The organism is Oceanicola sp. 502str15, from assembly GCF_024105635.1.
Lineage (GTDB): Bacteria > Pseudomonadota > Alphaproteobacteria > Rhodobacterales > Rhodobacteraceae > Vannielia.
The window spans coordinates 2792581-2816668 of record NZ_WYDQ01000001.1 but is presented as its reverse complement, the minus strand read 5'-3'; the positions used below and the strand labels follow the sequence as shown (position 1 = coordinate 2816668).

Annotated in this window: 33 protein-coding genes; 16 read left to right on the top strand and 17 right to left on the bottom strand. The window is 66.6% G+C overall.

Annotated features, from left to right (window positions below; translation table 11 throughout):
- Nucleotides 1-18 precede the first annotated feature (18 nt).
- From GTH22_RS13775 to GTH22_RS13720, 12 genes are all read right to left on the bottom strand, one after another.
- Complete coding sequence (locus tag GTH22_RS13775) at nucleotides 19-1011, bottom strand: BMP family protein (RefSeq protein WP_252946039.1); 993 nt, start codon at nucleotides 1009-1011, stop codon at nucleotides 19-21.
- Between the two features lie 231 nt (nucleotides 1012-1242).
- Nucleotides 1243-1653, bottom strand: a complete 411-nt coding sequence (locus GTH22_RS13770; protein WP_252946037.1) for a GNAT family N-acetyltransferase — start codon at nucleotides 1651-1653, stop codon at nucleotides 1243-1245.
- Nucleotides 1650-2231, bottom strand: coding sequence for a tRNA (adenosine(37)-N6)-threonylcarbamoyltransferase complex dimerization subunit type 1 TsaB (gene tsaB, locus GTH22_RS13765; protein ID WP_252946027.1), 582 nt, complete (start codon nucleotides 2229-2231; stop codon nucleotides 1650-1652). Before tsaB ends, GTH22_RS13770 begins: the two co-directional genes overlap by 4 nt.
- Before the next feature lie 5 nt (nucleotides 2232-2236).
- Complete coding sequence (locus GTH22_RS13760) at nucleotides 2237-2677, bottom strand: GFA family protein (RefSeq protein WP_252946025.1); 441 nt, start codon at nucleotides 2675-2677, stop codon at nucleotides 2237-2239.
- Between the two features lie 4 nt (nucleotides 2678-2681).
- On the bottom strand, nucleotides 2682-3245 hold the full coding sequence (locus GTH22_RS13755; protein ID WP_252946023.1) for a NifU family protein: 564 nt from the start codon (nucleotides 3243-3245) through the stop codon (nucleotides 2682-2684).
- A gap of 71 nt (nucleotides 3246-3316) precedes the next feature.
- On the bottom strand, nucleotides 3317-3964 hold the full coding sequence (locus tag GTH22_RS13750) for a gamma-glutamylcyclotransferase (RefSeq protein ID WP_252946021.1): 648 nt from the start codon (nucleotides 3962-3964) through the stop codon (nucleotides 3317-3319).
- 107 nt (nucleotides 3965-4071) lie between these two features.
- On the bottom strand, nucleotides 4072-4527 hold the full coding sequence (locus tag GTH22_RS13745) for a universal stress protein (protein WP_252946019.1): 456 nt from the start codon (nucleotides 4525-4527) through the stop codon (nucleotides 4072-4074).
- 61 nt (nucleotides 4528-4588) lie between these two features.
- Nucleotides 4589-5644: an AbrB family transcriptional regulator gene (locus tag GTH22_RS13740; protein ID WP_252946017.1), complete on the bottom strand. Its 1056-nt coding sequence runs from the start codon at nucleotides 5642-5644 to the stop codon at nucleotides 4589-4591.
- Nucleotides 5641-6504, bottom strand: coding sequence for a branched-chain amino acid aminotransferase (locus tag GTH22_RS13735; protein WP_252946015.1), 864 nt, complete (start codon nucleotides 6502-6504; stop codon nucleotides 5641-5643). The genes GTH22_RS13740 and GTH22_RS13735 overlap by 4 nt, the downstream gene beginning before the upstream one ends.
- A gap of 303 nt (nucleotides 6505-6807) precedes the next feature.
- Nucleotides 6808-7302 carry a VOC family protein gene (locus tag GTH22_RS13730; protein ID WP_252946013.1) on the bottom strand — a complete coding sequence of 165 codons (495 nt, stop codon included), beginning with the start codon at nucleotides 7300-7302 and terminating at the stop codon, nucleotides 6808-6810.
- A 452-nt stretch (nucleotides 7303-7754) separates the two neighbouring features.
- Complete coding sequence (locus tag GTH22_RS13725; protein WP_252946012.1) at nucleotides 7755-8078, bottom strand: DUF1330 domain-containing protein; 324 nt, start codon at nucleotides 8076-8078, stop codon at nucleotides 7755-7757.
- A 20-nt stretch (nucleotides 8079-8098) separates the two neighbouring features.
- The gene (locus GTH22_RS13720) at nucleotides 8099-8470 is read right to left on the bottom strand and encodes a hypothetical protein (protein WP_252946010.1); all 372 of its coding nucleotides are present in this window, start codon (nucleotides 8468-8470) and stop codon (nucleotides 8099-8101) included.
- Between the two features lie 124 nt (nucleotides 8471-8594).
- On the opposite strand from GTH22_RS13720, the gene GTH22_RS13715 reads away from it, so the two are divergent.
- A complete protein-coding gene (locus GTH22_RS13715; RefSeq protein ID WP_252946008.1) occupies nucleotides 8595-9434 on the top strand; it encodes a helix-turn-helix domain-containing protein in 840 nt (279 codons plus the stop codon).
- A gap of 257 nt (nucleotides 9435-9691) precedes the next feature.
- On the opposite strand, the gene trpS is transcribed toward GTH22_RS13715, so the two are convergent.
- Nucleotides 9692-10711 carry a tryptophan--tRNA ligase gene (trpS, locus tag GTH22_RS13710; RefSeq protein WP_252946006.1) on the bottom strand — a complete coding sequence of 340 codons (1020 nt, stop codon included), beginning with the start codon at nucleotides 10709-10711 and terminating at the stop codon, nucleotides 9692-9694.
- Nucleotides 10712-10787: 76 nt separating this feature from the next.
- On the opposite strand from trpS, the gene GTH22_RS13705 reads away from it, so the two are divergent.
- From GTH22_RS13705 to GTH22_RS13680, 6 genes are all read left to right on the top strand, one after another.
- Entirely contained in the window at nucleotides 10788-11474 is a 687-nt protein-coding gene (locus tag GTH22_RS13705) for a rhomboid family intramembrane serine protease (protein ID WP_252946004.1), read from the top strand.
- Between the two features lie 53 nt (nucleotides 11475-11527).
- Nucleotides 11528-11992 (top strand): RidA family protein, encoded by a 465-nt coding sequence (locus tag GTH22_RS13700; protein WP_252946002.1) that lies wholly within the window; start codon nucleotides 11528-11530, stop codon nucleotides 11990-11992.
- Nucleotides 11989-12744, top strand: coding sequence for a glycerophosphodiester phosphodiesterase family protein (locus tag GTH22_RS13695; RefSeq protein ID WP_252946000.1), 756 nt, complete (start codon nucleotides 11989-11991; stop codon nucleotides 12742-12744). The genes GTH22_RS13700 and GTH22_RS13695 overlap by 4 nt, the downstream gene beginning before the upstream one ends.
- Before the next feature lie 33 nt (nucleotides 12745-12777).
- The gene (locus tag GTH22_RS13690; protein WP_252945998.1) at nucleotides 12778-13959 is read left to right on the top strand and encodes a GNAT family N-acetyltransferase; all 1182 of its coding nucleotides are present in this window, start codon (nucleotides 12778-12780) and stop codon (nucleotides 13957-13959) included.
- Nucleotides 13956-14213 (top strand): 4a-hydroxytetrahydrobiopterin dehydratase, encoded by a 258-nt coding sequence (locus GTH22_RS13685; RefSeq protein ID WP_252945997.1) that lies wholly within the window; start codon nucleotides 13956-13958, stop codon nucleotides 14211-14213. Before GTH22_RS13690 ends, GTH22_RS13685 begins: the two co-directional genes overlap by 4 nt.
- Before the next feature lie 209 nt (nucleotides 14214-14422).
- Nucleotides 14423-14740 carry a hypothetical protein gene (locus tag GTH22_RS13680; protein ID WP_252945995.1) on the top strand — a complete coding sequence of 106 codons (318 nt, stop codon included), beginning with the start codon at nucleotides 14423-14425 and terminating at the stop codon, nucleotides 14738-14740.
- A gap of 54 nt (nucleotides 14741-14794) precedes the next feature.
- On the opposite strand, the gene GTH22_RS13675 is transcribed toward GTH22_RS13680, so the two are convergent.
- Nucleotides 14795-15223 carry a VOC family protein gene (locus tag GTH22_RS13675; protein ID WP_252945993.1) on the bottom strand — a complete coding sequence of 143 codons (429 nt, stop codon included), beginning with the start codon at nucleotides 15221-15223 and terminating at the stop codon, nucleotides 14795-14797.
- Nucleotides 15224-15391: 168 nt separating this feature from the next.
- Nucleotides 15392-15880 carry a peroxiredoxin gene (locus tag GTH22_RS13670; protein WP_252945991.1) on the bottom strand — a complete coding sequence of 163 codons (489 nt, stop codon included), beginning with the start codon at nucleotides 15878-15880 and terminating at the stop codon, nucleotides 15392-15394.
- Nucleotides 15881-15965: 85 nt separating this feature from the next.
- On the opposite strand from GTH22_RS13670, the gene GTH22_RS13665 reads away from it, so the two are divergent.
- From GTH22_RS13665 to GTH22_RS13650, 4 genes are read left to right on the top strand one after another with little or no spacing between them, the layout of a single operon-like run.
- On the top strand, nucleotides 15966-17171 hold the full coding sequence (locus GTH22_RS13665) for an NAD(P)/FAD-dependent oxidoreductase (protein WP_252945988.1): 1206 nt from the start codon (nucleotides 15966-15968) through the stop codon (nucleotides 17169-17171).
- A 7-nt stretch (nucleotides 17172-17178) separates the two neighbouring features.
- Nucleotides 17179-17730: a 16S rRNA (guanine(966)-N(2))-methyltransferase RsmD gene (gene rsmD / locus GTH22_RS13660; RefSeq protein ID WP_252945986.1), complete on the top strand. Its 552-nt coding sequence runs from the start codon at nucleotides 17179-17181 to the stop codon at nucleotides 17728-17730.
- Complete coding sequence (locus tag GTH22_RS13655; protein ID WP_252945977.1) at nucleotides 17727-18383, top strand: HAD family phosphatase; 657 nt, start codon at nucleotides 17727-17729, stop codon at nucleotides 18381-18383. Before rsmD ends, GTH22_RS13655 begins: the two co-directional genes overlap by 4 nt.
- Nucleotides 18376-18780: a hypothetical protein gene (locus GTH22_RS13650; protein WP_252945975.1), complete on the top strand. Its 405-nt coding sequence runs from the start codon at nucleotides 18376-18378 to the stop codon at nucleotides 18778-18780. The genes GTH22_RS13655 and GTH22_RS13650 overlap by 8 nt, the downstream gene beginning before the upstream one ends.
- A 6-nt stretch (nucleotides 18781-18786) precedes the next feature.
- On the opposite strand, the gene map is transcribed toward GTH22_RS13650, so the two are convergent.
- Nucleotides 18787-19605: a type I methionyl aminopeptidase gene (map, locus tag GTH22_RS13645; RefSeq protein ID WP_252947644.1), complete on the bottom strand. Its 819-nt coding sequence runs from the start codon at nucleotides 19603-19605 to the stop codon at nucleotides 18787-18789.
- Between the two features lie 190 nt (nucleotides 19606-19795).
- On the opposite strand from map, the gene GTH22_RS13640 reads away from it, so the two are divergent.
- The 3 genes from GTH22_RS13640 to GTH22_RS13630 all read left to right on the top strand — a co-directional run bounded on the left by GTH22_RS13640 (nucleotide 19796) and on the right by GTH22_RS13630 (nucleotide 21772).
- Nucleotides 19796-20653 carry a mechanosensitive ion channel family protein gene (locus GTH22_RS13640; RefSeq protein WP_252945973.1) on the top strand — a complete coding sequence of 286 codons (858 nt, stop codon included), beginning with the start codon at nucleotides 19796-19798 and terminating at the stop codon, nucleotides 20651-20653.
- A 293-nt stretch (nucleotides 20654-20946) separates the two neighbouring features.
- Entirely contained in the window at nucleotides 20947-21129 is a 183-nt protein-coding gene (locus GTH22_RS13635; protein WP_252945971.1) for a hypothetical protein, read from the top strand.
- A 64-nt stretch (nucleotides 21130-21193) separates the two neighbouring features.
- A complete protein-coding gene (locus GTH22_RS13630) occupies nucleotides 21194-21772 on the top strand; it encodes a hypothetical protein (RefSeq protein WP_252945969.1) in 579 nt (192 codons plus the stop codon).
- Between the two features lie 107 nt (nucleotides 21773-21879).
- On the opposite strand, the gene sfsA is transcribed toward GTH22_RS13630, so the two are convergent.
- Nucleotides 21880-22584: a DNA/RNA nuclease SfsA gene (sfsA, locus tag GTH22_RS13625; RefSeq protein ID WP_252945967.1), complete on the bottom strand. Its 705-nt coding sequence runs from the start codon at nucleotides 22582-22584 to the stop codon at nucleotides 21880-21882.
- A gap of 45 nt (nucleotides 22585-22629) precedes the next feature.
- Here sfsA and GTH22_RS13620 point away from each other — a divergent pair, with 45 nt between their 5' ends.
- Together GTH22_RS13620 and GTH22_RS13615 are read left to right on the top strand one after the other, a co-directional pair.
- Nucleotides 22630-23352: a molybdopterin-binding protein gene (locus GTH22_RS13620; RefSeq protein ID WP_252945965.1), complete on the top strand. Its 723-nt coding sequence runs from the start codon at nucleotides 22630-22632 to the stop codon at nucleotides 23350-23352.
- Nucleotides 23349-24080: an N-acetyltransferase gene (locus tag GTH22_RS13615; protein WP_252945963.1), complete on the top strand. Its 732-nt coding sequence runs from the start codon at nucleotides 23349-23351 to the stop codon at nucleotides 24078-24080. Before GTH22_RS13620 ends, GTH22_RS13615 begins: the two co-directional genes overlap by 4 nt.
- Nucleotides 24081-24088 lie beyond the last annotated feature (8 nt).

Genomic DNA, 24088 nt, shown 5'->3' with positions numbered 1-24088 from the left:
GTCAGCTTTGCACGCGGCTTACATCGCCGGGCAGGAGCTGTCGGTCTCGTAGTTGTGGACCTCGATCTCGCCGGCGAGGATCTTGGCCTTGGCGTCGTCGACGGCGGCCTTCATCTCGTCGGTGATGAGCTCGGCGTTGTTGTCGTCGACGGCGTAGTCGACGCCGCCTTCGGCCAGACCCAGCGCCACGATGCCGGGCTCGATGCCGTCGGCACCCGCGGTGAAGGCGTCATAGACAGCCACGTCGACGCGCTTGAGCATCGAGGTGAGCACGGAGCCGGGGTGCAGGTGGTTCTGGTTGGAGTCGACGCCGATGGAGAAGATGCCCTCGTCGGCAGCGGTTTGCAGAACGCCCACGCCGGTGCCGCCGGCTGCGGCATAGACCACGTCGGAACCTTGGCTGATTTGCGCCTTGGTCAGCTCGGAGCCTTTCACCGGGTCGTTCCAGGCGGCGGGGGTGGTGCCGGTCATGTTCTGGATCACGGTGGCGTCGGGGTTGGCGGCCTTCACGCCCTGGGCGTAGCCGCAGGCGAACTTGTGGATCAGCGGAATGTCCATGCCGCCGACGAAGGACACGGTGCCGGACTCCGACGCCATGCCAGCGAGCATGCCCACGAGGTAGCTGCCTTCCTGCTCCTTGAACACGACCGAGCGCACGTTGGGCGCATCGACCACGCCGTCGATGATGACGAACTTGGTGTCGGCGTAGTCGGGGGCGACTTCACTCAGCACGGTGGCGAAGGCGAAGCCGGTCATGACGATCGGGTTGGCGCCATCTTCGGCGAGGCGGCGCAGGGCCTGCTCGCGCTGGGCTTCGGACTGCATCTCGATCTCGGCGAAGCTGCCGCCGGTCTCTTCGGCCCATTTCTGGGCGCCGGTGAAGGCGCTTTCGTTGAAGGATTTGTCGAACTTGCCACCGAGGTCGAAGATGATGGCCGGATCGGCCAGCACCGCGCCCGCCGAGAGGGCGAGTGTGGCGGTGGCAGCGAGAAGGCTCCGCGTGAATGTCATGGGTCAGGTCTCCCGTTGGTTATGTCCCGCGTCCTCGCCGCAGTTGCGAACGGGATGGCGGGTTATGGATTACCCATGAATAAGGCCGTAGCGGTGCAGGGGGGTCAACCGCTTTTTCTGCACCGCAACGTCACTTGGCGGTGTTTCGAGGGGCGATCGGGGGCGGCGGCGGGACAAGTCCCGCCCTACGGCCGCGGTGGGGCGGGGTGGCGCGGCGGGACCAGTCCCGCCCTAGAGGGGGCGGGTCAGCACGAGGGCGTCGATGCGCGGGCCGTCGGGGTCGCGGTAGTAGGCGCAGCGGCGGCCGATTTCGCTGTAGCCGGTGGCCGTGTAGAGGGCGAGCGCGGCGGTGTTGGTGGCGGCGACTTCCAGCAGGGCGGTGGTGGCACCGCGCCGCGCGGCCTCGGTGTGAAACCCGGCGAGAAGGGCGCGGCCCTGCCCGGCGCGGCGCGCGGCGGGGGCGACGGCGAGGGTGAGCAGCTCGGCCTCGGCCCCGGCGCATTGACCGAGCGCGATGCCGGTCTCGTCGCCCAGCAGGAACACGCTGTCCTGCGCCAGAAGCGAGTCGAACTCCGCCGCGCGCCAGGGGCGGGGCGTGGAGAAGCAGGCGGCGTGGAGGGCGGCGAGCGCCTCGGGGCTCATCCGACGATCTCGGGGGGCGCATCCCGCGCGGGCGCGGCATCGGGCGCTTTCACGTAGAGCGGCGCGGGGCGGGGGATGGGGCCGGAGGCGCGGGCCAGAAGGGCGGCGGCGCGACTGGCGAGGCGCTCGGGCAGGTCGGCGATGCTCTCGGCCAGCGCCTCGGGACGGGGCAGGAGGCGGGGCGGGCCGGAGGGCTGACCCTCGGAAAAGGCCTGCGCATAGGCCATGTCGCGCGGGGCGGGGAGAAAGACCTCTCCGCTCTCGGCCTCGCGGGCCAGCTCGAAGCTGGAGACGCCCACGGCGGGGATCTGCAACGCGAGGGCCAGCCCCCGGGCGGCGGCGACGGAAATGCGGATGCCGGTGAAGTTGCCGGGGCCGATGCCGACGCCGAGCGCGGTGAGATCGCCCCATGCGAGCCCGGCCTCGGCCAGCAGCTCCTCGAGGATCGGCATGAGGTTTTCGGCCTGTCCGCGCTTCATCGCCTCATGGCGCCGGGCGACGACCCTGCCCGCGCGCAGGAGGGCTGCGGTGACGTGGGGGCCGGACGTGTCGAAGGCCAGAAGGGTCGGGTCTTGCATCGAGGTCATTCTTCGGACCCCGACAGAGCCTCGTCGGAGAGCGCATCGCGCGCGGTGCCCGCGTGGCGGGGGGCATCATCTGCGATGTGCAGCCAGCTCAGGCGGCTGGCGTGGTGGCTGTGGAGCGCGGGGGCGAGGCTGTCGGCGGCGTCGAGCACGCCGAGGGGCAGGTAGAGCTGCCCGGGCAGGTAGGAGAACCGCGCCGCCAGCGCCGAGCCGCAACGCGGGCAGGCCCAGCGGGTGACGCCGGGCGTGGCCTCCAGCGGGGTGGGCGTGGGGGTGAGGGTCACGGCCTCTTCGGGGAAGGCGGCGAAGGCCGCTGCCGGGGCGCCGGTGAGGCGGCGGCAGTCGGCACAATGGCACCAGCTCACCGCCTCCGGCTCGGAGCGGGCGGTGATCTGGCAATCGCCGCAGTAGCAGCGCCCGGCAAAAGCTGGCCCCGTCACACGATCAGGCGGCAACCGGACGCACTTCGGTGACTTCAGGGATGTAGTGGCGCAGCAGCTGCTCGATGCCCATCTTCAGCGTCAGCGTGGAGGACGGGCAACCGGCGCAAGCGCCCTGCATGTGCAGGTAGACCACCCCGCGCTCGAAACCGTGGAAGGTGATGTCGCCACCGTCCTGGGCCACGGCGGGACGCACGCGGGTGTCGAGCAGCTGCTTGATCTGCTCGACGATCTCGCCGTCTTCGCCCTCGTGGATGGCATGGGCGGCCGCAGGCGCGGCCGAGGAGGCCAGCACCGGCTCGCCGGATTGCACGTGCTCCATGATGGCGCCGAGAATGGCGGGCTTCAGGTGATCCCACTCGGGGCCGTCGGCCTTGGTGACGGTCACGAAGTCATGGCCGAGGAACACGCCGGTGACGCCATCGACCGCAAAGACGCGCTGGGCGAGCGGCGAGGCGGAGGCGGACTCGGGGTTGGGAAAATCGGCGGTGCCCGCGCCCATCACTTCCTGACCCGGCAGGAACTTGAGGGTGGCGGGGTTTGGGGTGGATTCGGTCTGAATGAACATGGCGCACGGTCCTTTCGGGGTTGGGCCATATATGCGCCTCGGGGGCGGGCGGGTCAAGTTTTGGAATGATTCTAAGTTGGGGTGGCGGAGGCAGCGGCGATGCGGGCCTCGACCCGGGCAAGCAGGGCGGTGATGTCGGGGTCCGCGATGCGCAGCTCGGCGAACTGGCGGGCGATGGTGCGCAGGTAGTCGGCGGAGGTGCCGAGGATGCCGGTGCCGGTGGCGATATACTCGATCTGCGTCTCGCGGGAGAGCGTGGGGACCATGGTGGCGGAGCTGTGGTCGGCCAGGAAGGTGAGGGCGGGCACGGTGCCGCCCGCGTGGGTGGTGTCGATGAAGCGGGAGAGGTAGCCATCGGCCACGCGCTCGCGCTGCCAGAGGATCGCGCTTTCGGCCTCGACCTGTGCGGCGGGGATGCGGAAGGCGAGGCCGTCGCAGCCGGGGCCTTCGGGGCAGGTATCGAGCGCCGCCATCAGGCCGGGGTTTGCGGCGGTGCCGCGCCCGCCCCGGGTGTCGAGCAGGATGAAACGGCGGGCGTGGCCGGGGGCATGGGCGCGGCGGACCTCGGAAAAGTGAAAGGCCGGATCCCACATCAGCGAGCCATAGGCAAAGACCCAGAGATCCTGCGTGGGGCGGCGGGCGAGGGTTGCGGCGCGGTCGGCCTCGCGCTCGGCATCGGAGTACCACCAGCCGGTGGGCAGGCCGCGCGATTGCAGCATGGCCTCGAGCTTGGGCAGCGAGAAGTCGCGGAAGAAGGAGTCTTCGGGCGGCGTGACCTTGCCGCGCAGGCCGGGGTGATGGCGGAAGGGGTCTGGCTCGGCGCGGGTCAGGTGATGCTCTCCAGCCGCTCCTTGGACAGCTCCCCGGGCACGATGGTGATGGGAAACTCGAGCGAACCGGCGTTCTTGGTGAGCTGTGTCACCAGCGGGCCGGGGCCTTTCTTGCCGGTGCCTGCGCCGAGCACGAGCACGCCGACCTCACTGTCTTCGCGGCACTGGGCGAGGATCTCGTCGACCGGCTCGCCTTCGCGGATCACCAGCTCGGGATCGACGCCCTGACGGTCGCGCATCCACTTGGCGAAGACCTCGAAATGCGCCTCGATCCGCTCGCGGGCCTCGGCGCGCATGACGTCGCCCACGCCGATCCAGTGGTTGAACTCATCGGGCGGGATGATCGACAGGATCTCGACCCCACCCCCCGTCTTGGCGGCCCGCATCGCCGCAAAACGCATGGCGTTGAGGCATTCGCGGCTGTCGTCGAGCACGACGAGAAACTTGCGCATCTGAGTGGCCCTCCTTGCGGGCGGATCATGGCCGAGGGGCCGGGGTCTGGCAATGGGGCCGTTAACGGTCGGTCGGCGGGGGCGGGCGGCCCTGACGGATGGCAAAAGCCGAGAGGATCAGGGCGAGGATGACGAGGCGGCTGACATGGGCGGCGGCGACGAAGCTTGGGTCGGCCCCGGCGGCCGCGCCGACGATGATCATGGTTTCGAGCCCGCCGGGGGAGAAGGCGACCAGCACGTCGAGAAACGGCAGGCCGGAGACGCGGGCGGCGAGCAGGGCGAAGGCGGCGGCGAGGAGTGCGGAGGCGACGACGGCGAGCAGGGCGGCGGCGAGGTCGCGCAGGATTTCGGTGAGGGCGATGCCGAGAAAGCGGGAGCCGATGAGGCTGCCCATCACCACCAGCACCGTCTGCGACACCCAGGACGGCAGACTGCCCACCGCCAGCCCGCTCAGGTGCGAGCCCGCGCCGACGGCCATGGCGCCGATGAGCAGCGGAGCGGGCAGGCGCAGCCGGGCGAGGCCCCAGCCGAGCGCCACGGCGGCGATGATCTGGACCACGATGATGAGCCAGCTTTCGACGACCGGGGCCGCAGGCAGGCCGGGGCCGATGGGCACGCCGGCGAGGGTGGCGGCGAGGGGCACGGCGAGGGTGAGGATCAGCACCCGGAAGGAGGCCATCAGCACCGGGCGCACCAGCGGCAGCCCCAGCCCCTCGGTCAGCGCCACGACCATGGCGAGGTGCCCCGGCGCTGCGGCCAGAAACCCCTCGGCCCGGGAAAAGCCGAACCAGCGGCAGAGCGCCTCGCGGATGATGAAGGGGGTGACGAAGGTGAGGGCGACCAGCGCCACGAAGGCAACCGGCCAGGCCACCATGGCATCGAGGCTGGCCGGAGAGACCAGCCCGCCGATGGAGAGGCCGATCAGCACGAAGCAGCAGTCGCGCAGGCGGTTGTGCACCATCACCTGCGCCCCGGCGAGGCTGGCGAGGGTCACGGCAATCGCGGGGCCGGCGAGGTAGGCCAGCGGCACACCGGCGGCCCAGGCCAGGGCGGCACCGCAGGCGCCGATGGCGAGGGTCTGCGCGTTGAGGCGCAGGGCCTTTGGCAGCGCGGTCATTTGCCGGACTGCGCCCAATCCCAGTAGAGCTCGCGGGCGCGGCGGGTGACGGGGCCGTGCTGGTAATGGGTGCCGTCGAACTCGGCCACCGGCGTGACCTTCATCAGGTTGCCGGAGAGAAACACCTCGTCCGCCGTGCGGAAATCGTCGAAGGACAGCACGGACTCATGCACCTTCACGCCGTCGGCCCGCAGGTTTGCGATGTGACGCGCCCGGGTGATGCCCGACAGGAAGGTGCCGTTGGCGACCGGGGTGAAGACCTCGCCGTCCTTCACCATGAAGACGTTCGCCGATGCGGTCTCGGCCACGTTTCCGAGCGCGTCGGCCACCAGCGCGTTGTCGAAGCCCTTGGCGCGGGCCTCGGCCAGCATCCGGGCGTTGTTGGGGTAGAGGCAACCGGCCTTGGCGTTGCAGACCGAACTCTCGATCACCGGGCGGCAGAAGCGCGTGGTGGTGAGGCGCACGGTGGCTTCGGGCGGGGCCATGGGGATCTCTTCGAGGCAGAGGGCAAAGCCGGCATCGCCATCGCCGGGCTGGATGCCCATGTGGCCGCTCTCGATGCCCCAGTACATCGGCCGGATGTAGACCGGCGTGTCGGCCGGGTAGAGCGCGAGCCCTTCCCATGCGATCGCCAGCATCTCCTCGGTCGAGACCGAGGGGTGCAGCATGAGCGCCTCGGCAGAGCGGTTCACCCGCGCCAGGTGGGCTTCGAGATCGGGGGCGACCCCATCGACGAAGCGGGCGCCGTCGAAGACGGTGGTGCCGAGCCACGAGCCATGGTCGGCGGCGCGCATCACCATCACGTCGCCGTCGTGCCAGGTGCCGTTGAAATAGGTGCGGATGTTGGTTCCGGTTGCCATGGCGGGCCTCCTTATTGTTGCGCGAACCTAGGGGCGCGGCGCGGGGAGGTCCAGAGCAGAAGGCCCCCCGGCCGGGGAGGCCGGGGGGAAGAGCGGAAATGGCTCCGGGGGACTGGAGTTGCGTCGCTCCGCCCCGGGCGGCGGGCCGGCCGGGCGGGGACTGCCATGGGCCGGGCGGGGCTGCCTCGGGGCTGCGCGGGCGGGCTGATTTGGGGACTGGCCCGCGCCGCTGTGGGCTCAACCTAGGGGTGGCAGGATTCCCTGCGGTGACGGTTTGGTAACGGTTGTGTAAAGGCAGCCGTTTCAGGCCGGTTGGGAGGCCTCGGCGAGCAGGGAGTCGAGGTCGAGCGGGGCGGTGACCATCTCGAGGTTGCCCTCGGCGTCGCGGGGCCAGTCGGCGGGGTCGCGATCCCAGTAGAGCTCGACGCCGTTCTGGTCGGGATCGCGCAGGTAGAGGGCTTCGGAGACCCCGTGATCGGAGGCGCCGTCGAGGGGAATGTCGTTTTCGATCAGGCGCTTGAGCGCATCCGCGAGGGCGGCGCGGGTGGGGTAGAGGATGGCGGTGTGAAACAGCCCCGTGGTGCCCGGAGGGGGCGGGGTGCCGCCCTTGCTCTGCCAGGTGTTGAGGCCGATGTGGTGGTGATAGTCGCCGGCGGAGAGAAACACGGCGTCGCGGCCGTATTTCTGTGTGATTTCAAAGCCAAGGACGCCGGAGTAGAAGGCGATGGCCCGGCCGAGATCGGCGACCTTGAGGTGAACGTGGCCAATGCGGGTGGCCGGATGGACTGGATTGGACATGCTGAGATCCCTTGGCTTGTTGAGCAGAATGTAGGGATGTGCGGTGAGTCGGGCAATCTGGCGTTTGGGCGCGGGTTGTGTGCGGATTTGCGGGGGCTGGGGAAGCGGCGAGGCATCTTCCGGCCGTGCGTCGGCGGGTTGGACGGTGGGTTAGGGAGTTGGGCTGGAGGGGGGAAAGGCGCGAAAAAGAGGGGGGGAACAATGGGTGCACAACCCGTACACAACCTGTGCATACGCGATTTTTGCACAGGGGAGGGGTGTGGGGTGGTTAATGGTGCGGGACGGTGGGGTGATAGTTTTCGTTGCGGAAACTATCGGCCCATGGCGGTCGTTCGCACGTGTTGCAGCCAACGACCGCTTTGAGGCATTGATGACCGATGCTGCGCTCCGAACCATTGTTTGGCATAAGGTTTGGTGGGAGGGCACGGTCTATATGTCGCCTCCAGAGTCCTTCAGGATGAAAGGACGTCTGTGGCCTTGTGATCCGTGTCCACGCCTTCGATCAGGAACACATCGCCAACGGCGTTTCTCGTCCGTAGCGGTTTAATGTTTCTATAGGCCGAGGATGCATACCACGCCTGGGCCCGCGCCAGATCCGGAAAGGCGATCACGATCAGGTCGGCGGCGAACTCTCCTTCGAGCACATGTTTCTGCCCGCCGTGAATTATGAAGCGTCCTTCGAACGGCGCCAGCGTGCAGTCAATGGCTTCGAGGTAGGCGAAGATTTCCGCGCCCATCTCGACGTTGCGCAGATGGCCGATGGCATAGCAGGTCATAGTCAACTCCGGTCCAGAAATCATGCGACTGCAGCCGACTGTTGCCGCGCGGCCCATTCAAGGCCCGCGAACAGCGCAACGACTGCGGCCTGCCCCAGAAGGAAGAGCCACCCCAGACCGTTGGGCGCGATCAATCCGGTGACTGGCAGAATTGTACTGCCCAGAACCCAGAGCACGTTGCCTGCGACGATCACCTGCACGGCCCAGGCGGGGACGGTCGCGGTTTGAGTAAAAATCACCATAAAGACCGCAATCGGCAGCAGAAGAAGGCCCGCAAAAAACAGGAGCGATCCGGGGATCGCAGTTATCACCGAGATCGGGCCGGATGCGAAGACCAGCAGCATGCCCAAAGCCACGCAGGTCGCGGCGTCGACGGCGAGGATGGTCTGCAAGGAAAGTCGGCGTCCGTGATTTGGCATGGGTTCCTCCATCTACAGGTGGCCACTCGTCGTGGGTCGCGGAATGATGGTGTGATCATTGTGCAGGCATGATCTTGCGTCGATTACCTCAGAGGTAATGGTCGTGCTGGCCAGTGTCGGATACGATATCGGGATGACAGCGCATGTGGACAGTATTGGGGTCCTGCTGAAGCAGTGGCGGCAGCTTCGCCGCCTCAGCCAGCTCGCGCTTGCGCTCGACGCTGGCATCTCCCAGCGGCATCTCAGCTTCGTGGAGTCCGGGCGATCAAAGCCAAGTCGTGACATGGTCCTGCAACTGAGCCGCCAGCTCGACGTGCCGCTGCGTGACCGCAACGTCATGCTCAATTCCGCCGGTTACGCGCCGTTCTTCCCGCAGCGACCGTTGGATGCGCCCGAGCTTTCCGTCGCGAGGGAAATCATCGAGCAAATCCTGCGCGGCCACCTTCCCCATCCGGCACTGGCGGTGGATCGTCATTGGACGTTGTTGTCCGCTAATGCCGCTGTGTCCCACCTGTTGACAGGCGTCGCGCCTCGCCTTCTGGAAGGGGACGTAAACGTTCTGCGCTTGAGCCTCCACCCAGACGGACTGGCTTCGCGCATCCTCAATCTGGCGGAATGGCGCCATCACATCCTCACCCGACTAGACCACGAAATCGAGCGCTCCGCCGATCCTGTGCTCGCGGCGCTCAGGGCCGAGTTGCAGGCGTTCCCGCTTCCGGCGGCAGTGCGGCCGGGTAGACTCACGTCCGGGCACTCTCAGGCGATCGCAGTGCCACTCCGGCTGAAGAGCGACGCCGGGCCATTGTCTTTCCTGGCGACGACAACCGTCTTCGGGACGGCGGTCGATGTCACGTTGTCCGAGGTTGCGATCGAGGCGTTCTTTCCTGCGGACAAGGAAACTGCGGAAATGATGGTGATGCTTGATGATGGGACATGAGGGCGACATTCGAGCCGGTGCAACGAAAGCTCACTTTGTCCGCTGAGCTGACATCGGCGCTCACCGCAGCGATTGGCAGCTCTCCGCCCCCAACCACCGTCACATACACTCCATCAGTCCTGATTGGTGGGCAGATTGCCCACCCTACGGGGGTGGGTTGGCACCCACCCTACGGGGCCGGCGTCTTGGTGGGCTGGGGTTGGTGAGAGATCCTCGGGGCAAGCCCGAGGATGACGGAGGCATGGGGCGAGGTGGGGTTAACTCCGCACCAACCCCACAATCTCATACGTCTTCGCCAGCACCGGCGCCGCGATCTCCCGGGCGCGGTCTCTCCCGACACCCAGCAGCCGGTCGATCTCTGCCGGGTCGTTCATCAGCCTGCGCATTTCGGCGCTGATGGGGGCCAGTTTCTCCACCGCCAGATCCGCCAACGCCGGTTTGAACTGGCCCCATCCGGCGCCGGAGTATTCCGCGATCACCGACTCCTGGGTGCCGCCCGACAAAGAGGCGTAGATGTCGACGAGGTTCTTGGCTTCGGGGCGGTCTTTCAGGCCCTCGGGGGACTCCGGCAGGGGGGCCGGGTCGGTGCGGGCCTTCTTGAACTTCTTGGCGATGGTGTCGGCGTCATCCAGCATGTTGATGCGCTCCATGTCGCTCTCGCCGGACTTGGACATCTTCTTGCTCCCGTCGCGCAGGTTCATCACCCGCATGCCGGGGCCCTCGATCACCGGGTCGGTCATCGGGAAGAAGTCGACCTTGTAGTCGTGGTTGAACTTGGCGGCGATGTCGCGGGTCAGCTCGACGTGCTGCTTCTGGTCCTCGCCCACGGGGACGTGGGTGGCGTGGTAGAGCAGGATGTCGGCGGCCATCAGGGAGGGGTAGGCGTAGAGGCCGAGGGAGACCTTTTCGGCGTTGCTGCCGGCCTTTTCCTTGAACTGGGTCATCCGGTTCATCCAGCCGACGCGGGCGACGCAGTTGAAGATCCAGGCCAGCTCGGCGTGCTCGGGCACCTGGCTCTGGTTGAAGAGGATGGACTTCGACGGGTCGATGCCCGAGGCCAGCATGCCAGCGGCGACCTCATGGGTGGCGGTGCGCAGCTCTGCCGGGTCCTGCCAGACGGTGATGGCGTGGAGGTCGACGACGCAATAGATGCTCTCCATCCCCTCCTCCTGCATCTCCACCCAGCGCTTGATGGCGCCGAGGTAGTTGCCAAGCGTCAGCCCGCCGGAGGGCTTGATGCCGGAAAAGACGCGGGGGGTGAAAGTGGTCTCGGCCATGGGGAATGCCTTGTCTGGTCAATCGTGTCCTGCTCGCTTACCCACGGGGGCGGGAAAGTTCAACAAGAGGACGCGCATGGACTGGGATCACAATGCCTCGCCGTTCAACGCGGTGCCGCCGGTGGTGCTGGCGCTGGTGGGGGCGATGTTTGCCGTGGAGCTGTGGTTTGTGCTCAGCCAGAGCGGGATCGTGGGCGCGACGCGGGGCGGGGATGATGCGCGGATCTTCGCGTTGCAGCGGTTTGCGTTCAGCGGCGAGATCATGAGCCTGATGGTGGAGCGGGGGGAGTATCCGCCGGCGCAGGTGATGCGGGTGGTGACTTATCCGTTCGTGCATGGGGGCTTTACGCATATGATCTTTGCCGGGGTCTTCACCTTGGCGCTGGGCAAGATGGTGGGTGAGGTGCTGGGGCAGGTGGCGGTGGCGGTGCTGTTCCTTGCCGGGACTGTGGCGGGGGCGATGGCGTTCTGGCTGCTGGCCGGGGGTGGCGCGCTTTATGGCGCGTTTCCGGGGGCTTATGCGCTGATCGGCGGTTATACCTATATCATGTGGGTGCATCTGGGGCGGATGGGGGAGAGCCAGTATCGGGCGTTCTCGCTGATCGGGGTGCTGCTGGTGTTTCAGCTGGTGTTCGGGGTGCTCTTCGGCGCGGGCAACGACTGGATCGGCGATATCGGCGGGTTCTTTGCCGGGCTGTTCCTGAGCGTGCCGCTGGCGCCGGGGGGCTGGCGGCGGCTGATGGAGCGGATGCGGCGGCGGTGACTTGACCGCGGAGAGGGGCGGGGCCATGGTCCGCGCGAAAAGGAGATTTGCCCATGCCCGGAACTTATGAGACCCGCCTTGCAGAACTTGGCGTCACCCTGCCCGATGCCAGCGCCCCGGCGGCCAATTACGTGCCCTATGTGGAGGCGGGCGGCCTGCTCTATGTCAGCGGCCAGATCTCGATGGATGCGGATGGCATGGTGAAGGGCAAGCTGGGCGACGACATGGATGCCCCGGCGGGCGCTGCGGCGGCGAAGCTTTGTGCGATTGGCCTGCTGGCGCAGGTGAAGGCGGCCTGTGGCGGCGATCTCGACAAGCTGGAGCGGGTGGTGAAGCTGACCGGCTTCGTGAACTCGACGGCTGACTTCGGCGATCAGCCGAAGGTGGTGAACGGGGCCAGCGACTTTCTGGTCGAGGCGCTGGGCGATGCGGGGCGGCATGCGCGCTCGGCGGTCAGCGCGGCCTCGCTGCCCTTTGGGGTGGCGGTGGAGATCGAAGGGATCTTCAAGCTGAAATGAGCCTGCCTGCCGCCTTCCTCACCCGGCCCATCGCCCATCGGGGCTACCATGACCGCGCGGCGGGCCGGGCCGAAAACAGCCGCGCCGCCTTTGCGGCGGCGATCGAGACGGGATACGGGATCGAGCTGGATTTGCAGCCGTCGAAGGATGGCGTGCCGATGGTGTTTCATGACTATGCCCTCAGCCGCCTGACCGGCGAGACCGGTCCGGTGGCGCAGCGCAGCGCCGAGGAGCTGGGGCAGATCATGCTCACCGGGGGCGGCGAGGGCATTCCGACGCTGGCGGAGGTGCTGGCGCTGGTGGAGGGCCGGGTGCCGCTGCTCATCGAGATCAAGGATCAGGATGGCGCGCTGGGCCCGAACGTGGGCCGGCTGGAGCGGGCCACGGCGGAGGTGCTGAAAGGCTATCGGGGCGATGTGGCGCTGATGAGCTTCAACCCGCATTCCATGGCCGCGATGGCCGAGGCGCTTCCGGATGTGCCGCGCGGGCTGGTGACGGATGATTACCGGCCCGAGGATTGGGAGACCATTCCCGAGGCGCGGCGGGCGGAGCTGCGCGGCATCCCGGATTACGGCTCTGTGGGCGCTTGTTTCATCAGCCACCGCCACGGCGCGCTGGGCGATGCACGGGTGGCGGAGCTGAAGGCGCAGGGTGCCGAAATTCTGTGCTGGACGATCCGCAGCGCAGCGGAAGAGGCGGCGGCGCGGAAGATTGCCGCCAATGTGACCTTCGAGGGCTACGCGGCCGCTTGACGCCGCGATGGCACGGGCCAAGTTTGGCAGGGCATGGACGGCGCGGCACAAATCACGATTGAGACGGTCGACAGCCTCGGCGCGGTGACGCCCGAGGATTGGGACGCCTGCGCCGTGCCGGGCGGCGGGCGGGCCGAAGACCCGTTTACCACCTATCGGTTTCTGAAGGCGCTGGAAGACAGCGGATCGGTGGGCGGACGCTCGGGCTGGCAGCCGACCTATATGCTGGCGCGGGCGGGCGAGGAGCTGATCGCCGCCGCGCCGATGTATGCCAAGTACCACAGCCAGGGCGAATATGTGTTCGACCATTCCTGGGCCCATGCCTTCGAGCGGGCGGGGGGCGAATATTATCCGAAACTGCAAATTGCCGCGCCGTTCACGCCGGTGCCGGGGCGGCGGTTTCTGGTGAAGCCGGGCTGGGAGCGGATCGGGATGAGCGCGCTGGTGCAGGGCGCGGTGCAGGTGGCGGCGAAGGCCGGGCTTTCGGGGGTTCATGCCACGTTTTGCACCGAGGAAGAGGCCGAGGCGGGGGTGGAGATGGGGCTGATGCACCGGCGGGGGCAGCAGTTTCATTGGGAGAACCGGGGCTATGCGGATTTTGACGGGTTTCTGGCAGATCTGAGCAGTCGCAAGCGCAAGAATATCCGCAAGGAGCGGGAGCGCGCGCAGGGGTTTGGCGGGCGGATTGTGCGGCTTACGGGCGAGCAGATCGAGCCGGAGCATTGGGATGCTTTCTGGCGGTTTTACCAGGATACCGGCGCGCGGAAATGGGGCTCGCCCTATCTGACGCGGGCGTTCTTTGACGAGGTGCAGGCCGGGCTGCGCGATGATGTGCTGCTGGTGCTGGCCGAGCGCGATGGCGAGTGGGTGGCCGGGGCGCTGAACTTCATTGGCCGCGATGCGCTGTTCGGGCGCTATTGGGGCTGCACCGAGCACCACCCCTGCCTGCATTTCGAGCTGTGCTACTACGTGGCCATCGAGGAGGCGATTGCGCGCGGGCTGGCCCGGGTGGAGGCCGGGGCGCAGGGCGAGCACAAGCTGGCGCGGGGCTATCTGCCGAAAGAGACGCACTCGCTGCATTGGGTGGCCGACGAGGGCTTCCGGCGGGCGATTGCGGATTTTCTGGAGGAGGAAGCGCGGGCGGTGGATTACGAGATTGAAGTGCTGACGGGGTATGGGCCGTTCCGGCGCGAGCATCGGGAGGAGCAGGATTGACCCTTGAGGAATTGCTGGCGGCGGGCTGGGAGAAGGAGGGCGAGGTGATTGCGAAGAGCTTCAAGTTCCGCAACTTCTCGGAGGCCTTCGGCTGGATGGCGCGGGTGGCGCTGGCGGCCGAGAAGGCGGACCATCACCCGGATTGGTCGAATTCGTGGAACCGGGTGGATGTGCGGCTGACGACGCATTCGGAAAAGGCGCTGACGGAGAAGGATTTGAAGCTGGCGTCGGTGATGGAGAAGTTGGCGGGGTAGCGGGTGGTGGGTTTCACCCACCCTACGGACGCCTGCGGGCGTGATCCTCGGGCTTGACCCGGGGATCTCGTTGGCCGGGAGATCCTCGGGTCGAGCCCGAGGATGACGGGGCGCGGGCGCGGCGGAAAATTTCGTGAATAATGGCAGGTGCGGCTACGGGGATGCGCGCGGGGCTGGCAGGCTGGGGCTTTAACGTCCGGAGCATTTTCATGTCGCATTCCGTTGCCCTGCTGGCCCTCGTTTCCGCGGTTTTCTACTGCATCGCCATGTTCGCCATGAAGAGCTGGGCCTCGGTGCCGAGCCTCTGGGTGGCGCTCGGGATCGGGGCGGCGCTGCTGGTGGCGGGGATGTTCGAGGCCTTTGCCTTGCAGCGCGAGCGGTTGGGGCTGATCTACGTGGGCATTCTCGGGGCGGAGGTGGTGCTTCTGGGCGTGGCGTCTCTGCTGCATTTCGAGGAGCGATATACGCTGCGCGAAGGGGTCGGCATTGGGCTGGTGCTGCTGGGCACGGCGATTGCCTGGACGTGATGCCTGCGCCTTGAAGGCAGGGTGCGCCGTGGATGCGCACCCTGCGGGTTCACGTCAGACCTCGGGCAGCATCTCGGGGTTCCAGACGATCTCCCAGAGGTGGCCGTCGGGGTCGCGGAAGTAGCCGCCGTAGCCGCCGTAGAAGGTATCTTCGGGCTGTTTCACCACATCGGCCCCGGCGCGGGCGGCGGCGGCCATGAGGGTATCGACCTCGGCGCGGGTCATGACGTTGTGGCCGATGCTGACGGCGGTGGAGCTGATCGGCGTTTTCGGCAGGCCGGTGTCGTGGGCGAGATCGTCCTGCGCCCAGAGCGCGAGGCGCAGGCCGCCGGAGAGCTGGAAGAAGGCGACGGCGCCGTGTTCGAACTCGGTGCCGATGATGCCCTCGGTCGGCAGGCCGAGCCCGTCGCGGTAGAAGGTGACGGCGGCCTCGAGATCGGCCACGGCGAGGGTGAGAACGGTGATATGTGGTTGCATGGTCATGCCCCTGCTATCGGCGCCCACGGGATGCGGGCGCCTGGATAGTTCGGGGCCGCCGGTTGCCCGGCGGAAGGACCCGCGCGATGCGAGGGCGGGGCCAACCTTCCACCGCCTAACCTGTTTTGAACGGGGTCAGGGGTAGGCGGTGGGGTGGGGCCTGTCAACCGGCGCTCAGAGCTCGTCGAAGAGCGCCGGGGCTGCGGAAACCGAGCATTCGCCGGGGCCGCCTTCTAGGTTGAAGGTGGTGACGACGTTGTCATGCACCACCATGGCGTAGCGCTGCGAGCGGTCGATGAGGCCGGCGGGCGGGGCGGAGAAGCTCATGCCGATCTCCTTGGTGAAGGTGCTCTGCGGGTCGGCCAGCATGTGGATTCCGGCATCGGTTGCGCCGGTGTCCTTGCCCCAGGCGTCCATCACGAAGGGGTCGTTCACCGAGACGCAGATGACCTCGGCCACGCCTTTCTCTTTCAGCATGTCCATGTTTTCGATGTAGCTCGGCACGTGCTTGGTGGAGCAGGTGCCGGTGTAGGCGCCGGGCAGGCCGAAGATGATGACCTTCTTGCCGGTGGTGATGTCTTTCAGCGCGATCTCTTCCGGGCCTTGGGCGCCCATACGAACGAAAGTTGCCGATGGGAGGGTGTCGCCTACCGAGATTTGCATGATCTTGTCCCTTTATCTATTTGCTGTCCCCAGCGTTCGGTTCATCAGATGCCGCAAAGGCACCGAAAGGCAAGGGAGGACGGGCATGGAAATTGTTGTGGTCGGCGCGGGGCAGGCGGGATCGTCGCTGGTGAGCAAGCTGCGGGCACTGGGATTTGACGGCGGGGTGACGCTGGTGGGGGAGGAGCCGGTGGTGCCCTATCAGCGCCCGCCGCTGAGCAAGGCCTACCTGCTGGGCGACATGGAGCTTGAGCGGCTCTACCTGCGCTCGGAGGAGTTTTACCGCGAGCAGAACATCACGCTGAAGCTGGGCGCGGCGGTGACCGGGATCGACCGGGAGCACAAAGAGTTGCATCTGGGTGAGGAGCGGCTGGGATATGACCTGCTGGCGCTGACCACGGGCAGCACGCCGCGCCGCCTGCCGGCGGCGATTGGCGGAGACCTTGAGGGCGTGTTCACCGTGCGGACCCTGGCCGATATCGACCGGATGCAGCCGGAGCTGGGCGCGGGCAAGAAGGCGCTGATCATCGGCGGTGGCTACATCGGGCTGGAGGCGGCGGCGGTTTGCGCCAAGCTGGGGCTGGATGTGACGCTGGTGGAGATGGCCGACCGGATCCTGCAACGGGTCGCGGCGCCGCAGACCTCGGATTACTTCCGCGCGCTGCACGAGGATCATGGCGTTGATATCCGCGAGGGAATTGGGCTGGAGAAGCTCATCGGCGAGGGCCGGGTGAGCGGTGCGCTGCTGACCGATGGCGAGGAGCTGGCGGCGGATGTGGTGATCGTGGGCGTGGGCATTGCGCCCTGCACCCAGATTGCGGAGCTGGGCGGGCTGATGCTGGACAACGGGATCAAGACCGACGCGCAGGGGCGCACCTCTGACCCGTCGATCTTTGCCGCCGGCGATTGTGCCTCCTTCCCGCATGGCGAGGGGCGGATCCGGCTGGAGTCGGTCGGCAATGCGATTGACCAGGCGGAGGTGGTGGCGGCCAACATGCTGGGCGCTGAGACGCCCTATGTGGCCAAGCCGTGGTTCTGGAGCGACCAGTATGACACCAAGTTGCAGATCGCCGGGCTGAACACCGGATACGACGAGATCGTCACCCGGGACGGCGAGGGCGGGGCGGTGAGCTTCTGGTATTACGGCGAGGGCAAGCTGCTGGCGGTCGATGCGATGAACGACAGCCGGGCCTACATGGTGGGCAAGCGCCTGATCGAGGGCGGCAAGAGCCCCGACAAGGCGGCGGTGGCCGACCCGGGGACCGAGCTGAAGGCGCTGCTGAAGGCGTGAGCATCCGATGCGGATAGTGGGCGGCAAGTTTCGCGGCACGGCGCTGGCGGCGCTGGGCAAGGGCGATGCGGGGGCGCATTTGCGGCCCACGTCGGACCGTGTGCGGGAGGCGCTGTTCAACGTGCTGGCGAGCCGGGGCGGGGTGGAGGGCGCGCGGGTGCTCGACCTCTTCGCCGGGACCGGGGCGCTGGGGTTGGAGGCATTGTCGCGCGGTGCTGTGCATGTGACCGCCGTGGACGACGGGCACAAGGCGCGGGCGCTGATCCGCGAGAACGTGGAGAAGCTGCGGGCGATGGGCGAGGTGAAGCTCTATCGCCGCGATGCCACCCGGCTGGGCGAGAACCGGGGCGCGGGGTTTGACCTGATCTTCCTCGATCCGCCCTATGGCAAGGGCTTGGGCCAGAGGGCGCTGGCCAGCGCCGTGGAGGGTGGATGGATCGCGCCGGGCGCGCTGATCGTCTGGGAGGAATCCGCGCCGATGGAGCCGCCGGAGGGGTTTGCGCTGGAGGGCCACAGGGCCTATGGCGACACCCATATAACCCTGATGGAGCGCCCATGACCCCGGAACTTGTGATCTTCGACTGCGACGGCGTGTTGGTGGACAGCGAGGGGCCGCTGGCCGAGCTGGCGGTGGAAGACCTTGCGGGGCATGGCTTTGTCGTCGAGGCCGAAGACTTCCACGACCGGTTCGTGGGCGGCACGCTGGTGGACGTGGAGCGCCGTTTGCGCGAGGCGGGCGCGGCGCTGCCGGAGGGGTGGTGCGATGCGCTCTACCTCAAGGTTTTCGACCGGATGGACGAGGGCGTGCCGGTGAGCGCGGGCGTGGCGGAGCTGCTCGACTGGATCGAGGCGCAGGGTGCGCAGGTGGCGGTGGCCTCCAACGGGCCGATGCGCAAGATGCAGGGTTCGCTTGGCGCATCGGGGCTGTTTGCGCGGCTCGGGTCCCGGCTGTTTTCGGCGCATGACCACGGCACCGCCAAGCCCGAGCCGGGGCTGCTGCTGAAGGCGGCGGAGGCGGCGGGCGTGGCGCCCGGGGCCTGCGTGATGGTGGATGACAGCCCGGTGGGCGCGGCGGCGGCAGAGGCCGCGGGGATGCGGTTTTTCGGCTATGTGGAGCACGGCAACGGCGCCAAGATGGAGGCGCTGGGCGTGCCGCTGGTGCGCTCGATGGCGGAGCTGCGGGCCGGGCTGGAAGGGCTGGGGCTTGGCTGACGACCCGAACCACTCCTGCCCCGGATGCGGCGCGGCGCAGAAGATGTTTCTGCGCTATCCATGGTACTTTTGCCGCGATTGCCTGAAGTCTGCCTGCGATGGCAACGGGCGGCGGATCGTGACGGGCAACACGCATGCCTATGGTGGGTTTGGCTGGCGGTTCGAGGACGAGCCGAACGAGGCGGTGCGCGAGTGCGGCGGCGTGATCGCGGTTATCTCGGGGCGGCCTGTTTACATTCACGAGGCGCGGTTTGGCGGGGTGGTTGCGGAGCCGATGTTTTCGATGGGGCGGCCCGACCGTGAGCGGGTGTGGCGGATCGACGGGCGCTTTCCGGTGGAACCGGAAGGATACAAGGCCGTCCGGAAGGCCGGGGGCCCGCCGGACGACGCGGGCTGATCGGCCTCAGCTTTCGCTGCCGTAGGTCGGGTGAAACAGGCCGGCGGGCGAGAGGGTGAAGATCTCTGCCCCGTCGGCGGTGATGCCGACCGAATGCTCGAACTGCGCGGAGAGCGACTTGTCGCGGGTCACCGCTGTCCAGTCATCGGACAGAACCTTGGTTTCGGGGCGCCCGAGGTTCACCATCGGCTCGATGGTGAAGAACATGCCCTCTTCGAGCATCGGCCCCGTTCCCGGGCGGCCATAGTGCAGCACGTTGGGGGGCGCGTGGAACACCCGACCCAGCCCGTGGCCGCAAAAATCGCGCACCACCGACATGCGGTGGCTTTCGACGTAGCTTTGAATGGCGTGGCCGATGTCGCCGAAGGTCTGGCCGGGCCGCGCGGCCTCGATCCCGCGCATCAGCGCATCATGGGTGACCTCGATCAGCCGCTCGGCCTTGCGGGGCAGCTTGCCGGCGACATACATCCGCGAGGTATCGCCATACCAGCCATCGACGATCACGGTCACGTCGATGTTGAGAATGTCGCCGTCCTTCAGCACCTTCTCGCCCGGGATGCCGTGGCAGACCACGTGGTTCACCGAGATGCAGGAGGCGTGCTTGTAGCCCTTGTAGCCGATGGTGGCGGATTTGGCCCCGGCCTCGTTCACGCGCCGCTCGATCTCGGCGTCGATTGCGGCGGTGGTGGCGCCGGGCACGACCAGGGGGGCGCAGGCATCGAGGATTTCGGCGGCCAGCTTGCCGGCGGCATGCATTCCGGCGAAGTCGGCCTCGCTGTAAATGCGAATTCCATCACGTGTCAGCCGTTCACGGGTTTCGTCCATCATTCTCATCGTCTCTTGGTGTTTCTTTCCTCAAATAGGCGCTTTGGCCGCGAAACGCTAGGTCGGGACTGGGCGCAAAGGGTTCCTGCCGGGAACGTTTTTTGACATGCCGGCGTTGAGAGATCGTGAAGAGGGTGCCTTGAGCGCCCCGAAAGAGATGTGACGCCAGGGAAAGACGGGACAGACAGGCATGGAATTTCTGAACAACCTACTGACGACGCCGGTGGGCACCGACAAGGTGCTGGGCGACTTTTTGACCATCGGCTTCATGGCCTCGGTTCTGGGCAGCGTGGTGACGGCGCTGCTGATCCTGATTGCGGGCTACATTGTCGGCGGCTGGGTGAAGCGGCGGATCATGGCGATCTCGGAGCGCAACGCCAAGCTCGACGACACGCTGTTTCACTTCCTCGGAAACATCGTGCGCTGGATCGTGCTCGGCTTCAGCTTTCTGATCATTCTCAACACCTTCGGGGTGCAGACCACCTCGATCATCGCCGCCATCGGTGCCGCCGGTCTGGCGGTGGGCCTTGCGTTGCAGGGCACGCTTTCGAACGTGGCGGGGGGCGTGATGATTATCGTGTTCCGGCCCTTCAAGCTGGGGGATTTCGTGGAGATCAACGGGCAGATGGGGACGGTGAAGGATATCAGCCTGAACACCACCGAGGTTGCCGACCTCTCCAACGTGCAGGTGATCGTGCCCAACAGCGATGTCTGGGGCAATGTCATCAAGAATTACTCGACCAACAAGACCCGCCGGGCGGAGTGGACTTTTGGCGTGGGCTACGGGGTGAACCTTGCGCAGGCGGAGCAGGTGATCCGCGACACGATCATGGCCGATCCGCGCAGCAAGACCGAGCCGGAGCCGTTCTTTCAGGTGACGAACCTTGGCGACAGCTCGGTGGATTTCCTCGTGCGGGTCTGGGTCGATGCCTCGGAGTTCTTTGCCTACAAGGCGGACATGACGCGGAAGGTGAAGGAGGCGCTGGACGCCGCCGACATCGAGATTCCGTTCCCCTGCCGGACGATCTACACGGTGGCCGCCGAATAGGCAGCTATACTTGACGTACCCATCCCGGATTCCCGCATCTTTCGAAGGTTTCAGGATAGAGCTCAGAGTGTGATCGACGCTGGCGAACTAAGCCCCGCCGAGGCCGAGGAACGCTTTGAGCGAGCAATGCGTTGTGTTACAGTAGTGCAACGGCGTATGAAGGTACCAGAGGACGATACATAAACTGTTTGTTGGCACCGATGCGTCAACTTATCAACACAATGAGACTGGAAAAGTTGGTCTAGACCGTCTATGTGAGTCACATAGCGAAACCTAACCTAAGGAGTGCTAATATGGATAAGCTATTCGCTGCCATCCGCGACCGGCACCCTGGTTGCGAGATTGTTGATGTTCGGTTTCTGGTTAACAAGCTTCAGCTTGACCCGAACGGCCATGACGTTGACGACTTGGATGAAGCGCTTGCTGGTGCCGTAAGAGAGGCAGGCGAGCCAACCAGCGGGCCAGCCATCGCGTAAAATCTCTAGACTCTACTGGTAGATGTAGTATGTCTGCTGCTGATCGGCAACAATCAGCAGTGGTATGTTTGAATCTTTCGTAGAGCTTTCTGAGCACATACATGAACTCCGGGCGGCCAGAGCTGGCCGGTCGCCCGGCTTCGCCATGAAGTATAATGAAGTATGGCAAGCTGCTTTAGACTGCCCGAAAAACGGCATATCAAAGATCTACCTTTATGAAGACGTAAAAATTCCGAAGCCATTCAGTGGGATGTTCTTTCGCCTCGAATCAGACGGAACGAACATTGGTCTTGTGTTTGTAGACGAAGGGCTGGACGGGCACTGGCGAGAATTTGCCATCGTTAAGGAGCTGATGCATTGTTGGTCACCGGGCCACACCCGCGTCGGCACACCCGCTGCGGCCAAAGACTTGGTGGCCGCACATGTTGCGGCGGCGACACCATATCCTGCTGCGGTAGCAGCCGACAACAAAGCGATCCTAGCGGCGGCTGAGGTAATCCTTCCAAGCTACTCTGCCGAACGATATCTTGGACTGGGAAAGACTTTCGAACAGATCGCGTTTGAGTGCGGACTAGACGAAGGGTTGGTAAATTTTATCTGCCGTCACGACATGCTTCAAGCAAGAAAAAATGGCCACCTCTGAGCGGCTACGGCAAGTACGATATCGCTGCCGAATAAGCGGGCAGCTCCTCGGGGTCTTTCGGCCCCTCCTCGCAGACGCGATGAGGACCGGACGGGCCGAAGAGCAGTTCAGAGCAGCGGAAGCGCTGCGCCCGGGGTGATCGCCTCGGGCGTTATGCTGCAAGAGAGCGCCATGGCCTCGACCCCGGCGGCGCGGGCGGCCTCGAAGGCCTGCGCATAGGCCGGGTCGATATCGGAGGCGACGGCGACGCGGGTGGCGTCGGTGCGCTGGACGAGGAAGAGCACCACGGCGCGGTGGCCCTGCGCGGCCATGGCGGCGAGGTCGGCCATGTGGCGGGCGCCGCGGGCGGTGACGGTATCGGGGAACTCGGCGAGGCCCGGCTGGCGCATGAGGGTGACGCTCTTGATCTCGAGGTAGCAGGCGGGTCCGGTTCCGGGGCCGGTGAGCAGGAAATCGACGCGGCTTTTCTCGCCATAGGGCACTTCGGCGCGGATGTCGGCGTAGCCGGTGAGGCCGGGCACGCGGCCTGCCCGCAGCGCCTCGGCGAGCGCGCGGTTGGGCAGGGCGGTGTCGATGCCTGTGAAATCGCCGCTCTCGTGCTCGACCAGCCGCCAGCCGTATTTCAGCTTTTTCTTCGGATCGTCGTTGGGCTCGAGCCAGATCCGGGTGCCCGGCTCGGCCAGCCCGGTCATGGCGCCGGGGTTGGGGCAATGGGCCACCACTTCGCGGCCATCCTCCAGCACCACATCCGCGAGGAAACGCTTGTAGCGGCGCAGCAGGCGGGCCGGGACGAGAGGGGTGGCGAAGCGCATGGGGCGGGCCTATACCGGCAGGCAGGAAGGCTCAAGGAACGACCCATGAATAACCCGACCGCCGCGATGCTGGTGATTGGCGACGAGATACTCTCTGGCCGCACCCGTGACAGCAACATGCACCATCTGGCCGGGGAGTTGACCAAACGCGGCATCGAACTGCGGGAGGTGCGGGTTGTCAGCGACGAGCGGGCGGCGATCGTGAGCGCGGTGCAGGCGTTGGCGCTGCATTTCGACCATGTGTTCACCTCCGGCGGCATCGGGCCGACCCATGACGACATCACCGCCGAGGCGGTGGCCGCGGCCTTTGGCACCACCGCGCCGCAGCGCAAGGATGCGCTGAAGCTGCTGGGCGATCACTACGCGGCGCGGGGCATCGAGTTTACCGAGGCCCGCAAGCGTATGGCGCGGGTGCCCGAGGGCGCGCGGCTGATCGAGAACCCGGTGAGCATTGCGCCCGGATTCACCATCGAGAACGTGCATGTGATGGCCGGGGTGCCCAATGTCTTCGAGGCGATGGTGGCCGGTGTGCTGGCCACGCTGGAGGGCGGTGCGCCGCTGCTGAGCCAGAGCCTGCGGGTGATGCGCGGCGAAGGCGTGGTGGCCGATCCGTTGGGTGCGCTGGCGGCGGAGTTTCATGACCTGTCGTTTGGCTCCTACCCGTTTCAGCAGGACGGGGCCTACGGCACCAACATCGTGGTGCGCGGGCAGGATGCGGGGCGGGTGAATGCGGCGATGGTCCGGCTGGTGGATCTGTTCGGCACATGACCCCCGGCCTCGACGCCCTCTTTGCCGCGCTTGATGCCACATGGCCCGCCATCCGCACGGTGCGGGCCGGGGCCTGGGAGGTGCGGGAAGGCGGCGGCGGGGGCAGCCGGGTCTCTTCGGCCACGACCGATGACGAGGAGGCCGCGCTGGCCGAGATGGAGGCCGCGCAGGCGGGGCTGGGCCAGCCCGCGCTGGTGCGACTGCGGGGCGACCAGACCCGGCTCGACGCGCGGCTGGCGGCGGCGGGCTACGGAGTGAAGGACCCGACCAACATCCGCCTTGCCCCGATCGAACGGCTCTGCGCCGAAAAGCCCCCGAGAGTGCGGGTCTTTGCCGTGGACTTCCCGCCGCTGACCATTCAGCGCGAGATGTGGGAGGAGGGCGGCATCGGGCCGGAGCGGGTGGCGGTGATGGAGCGCGCCGCAGGGCCGAAGACGGCGCTGCTGGGCCGCTCGAACGACACGCCTGCCGGCGCCGGCTTTGTCGCGATTCACCGGAACATCGCCATGTTGCACGCGTTGGAGGTGCGCGCGGTGATGCGTCGGCAAGGTGTTGCCGTCAACATGATGCGTGGCGCGGCGCTTTGGGCACAAGAGCATGGGGCCCGCTGGATGACAGTTCTCGTCACGCAACAGAATGGGGCGGCAAATGCGTTGTATGAGAGGTTAGAAATGGATTTGGTGGGCACTTACCTGTATCGTCAGGCGCAGGCCCGGCAAGAGGCCTGATGAGAGGC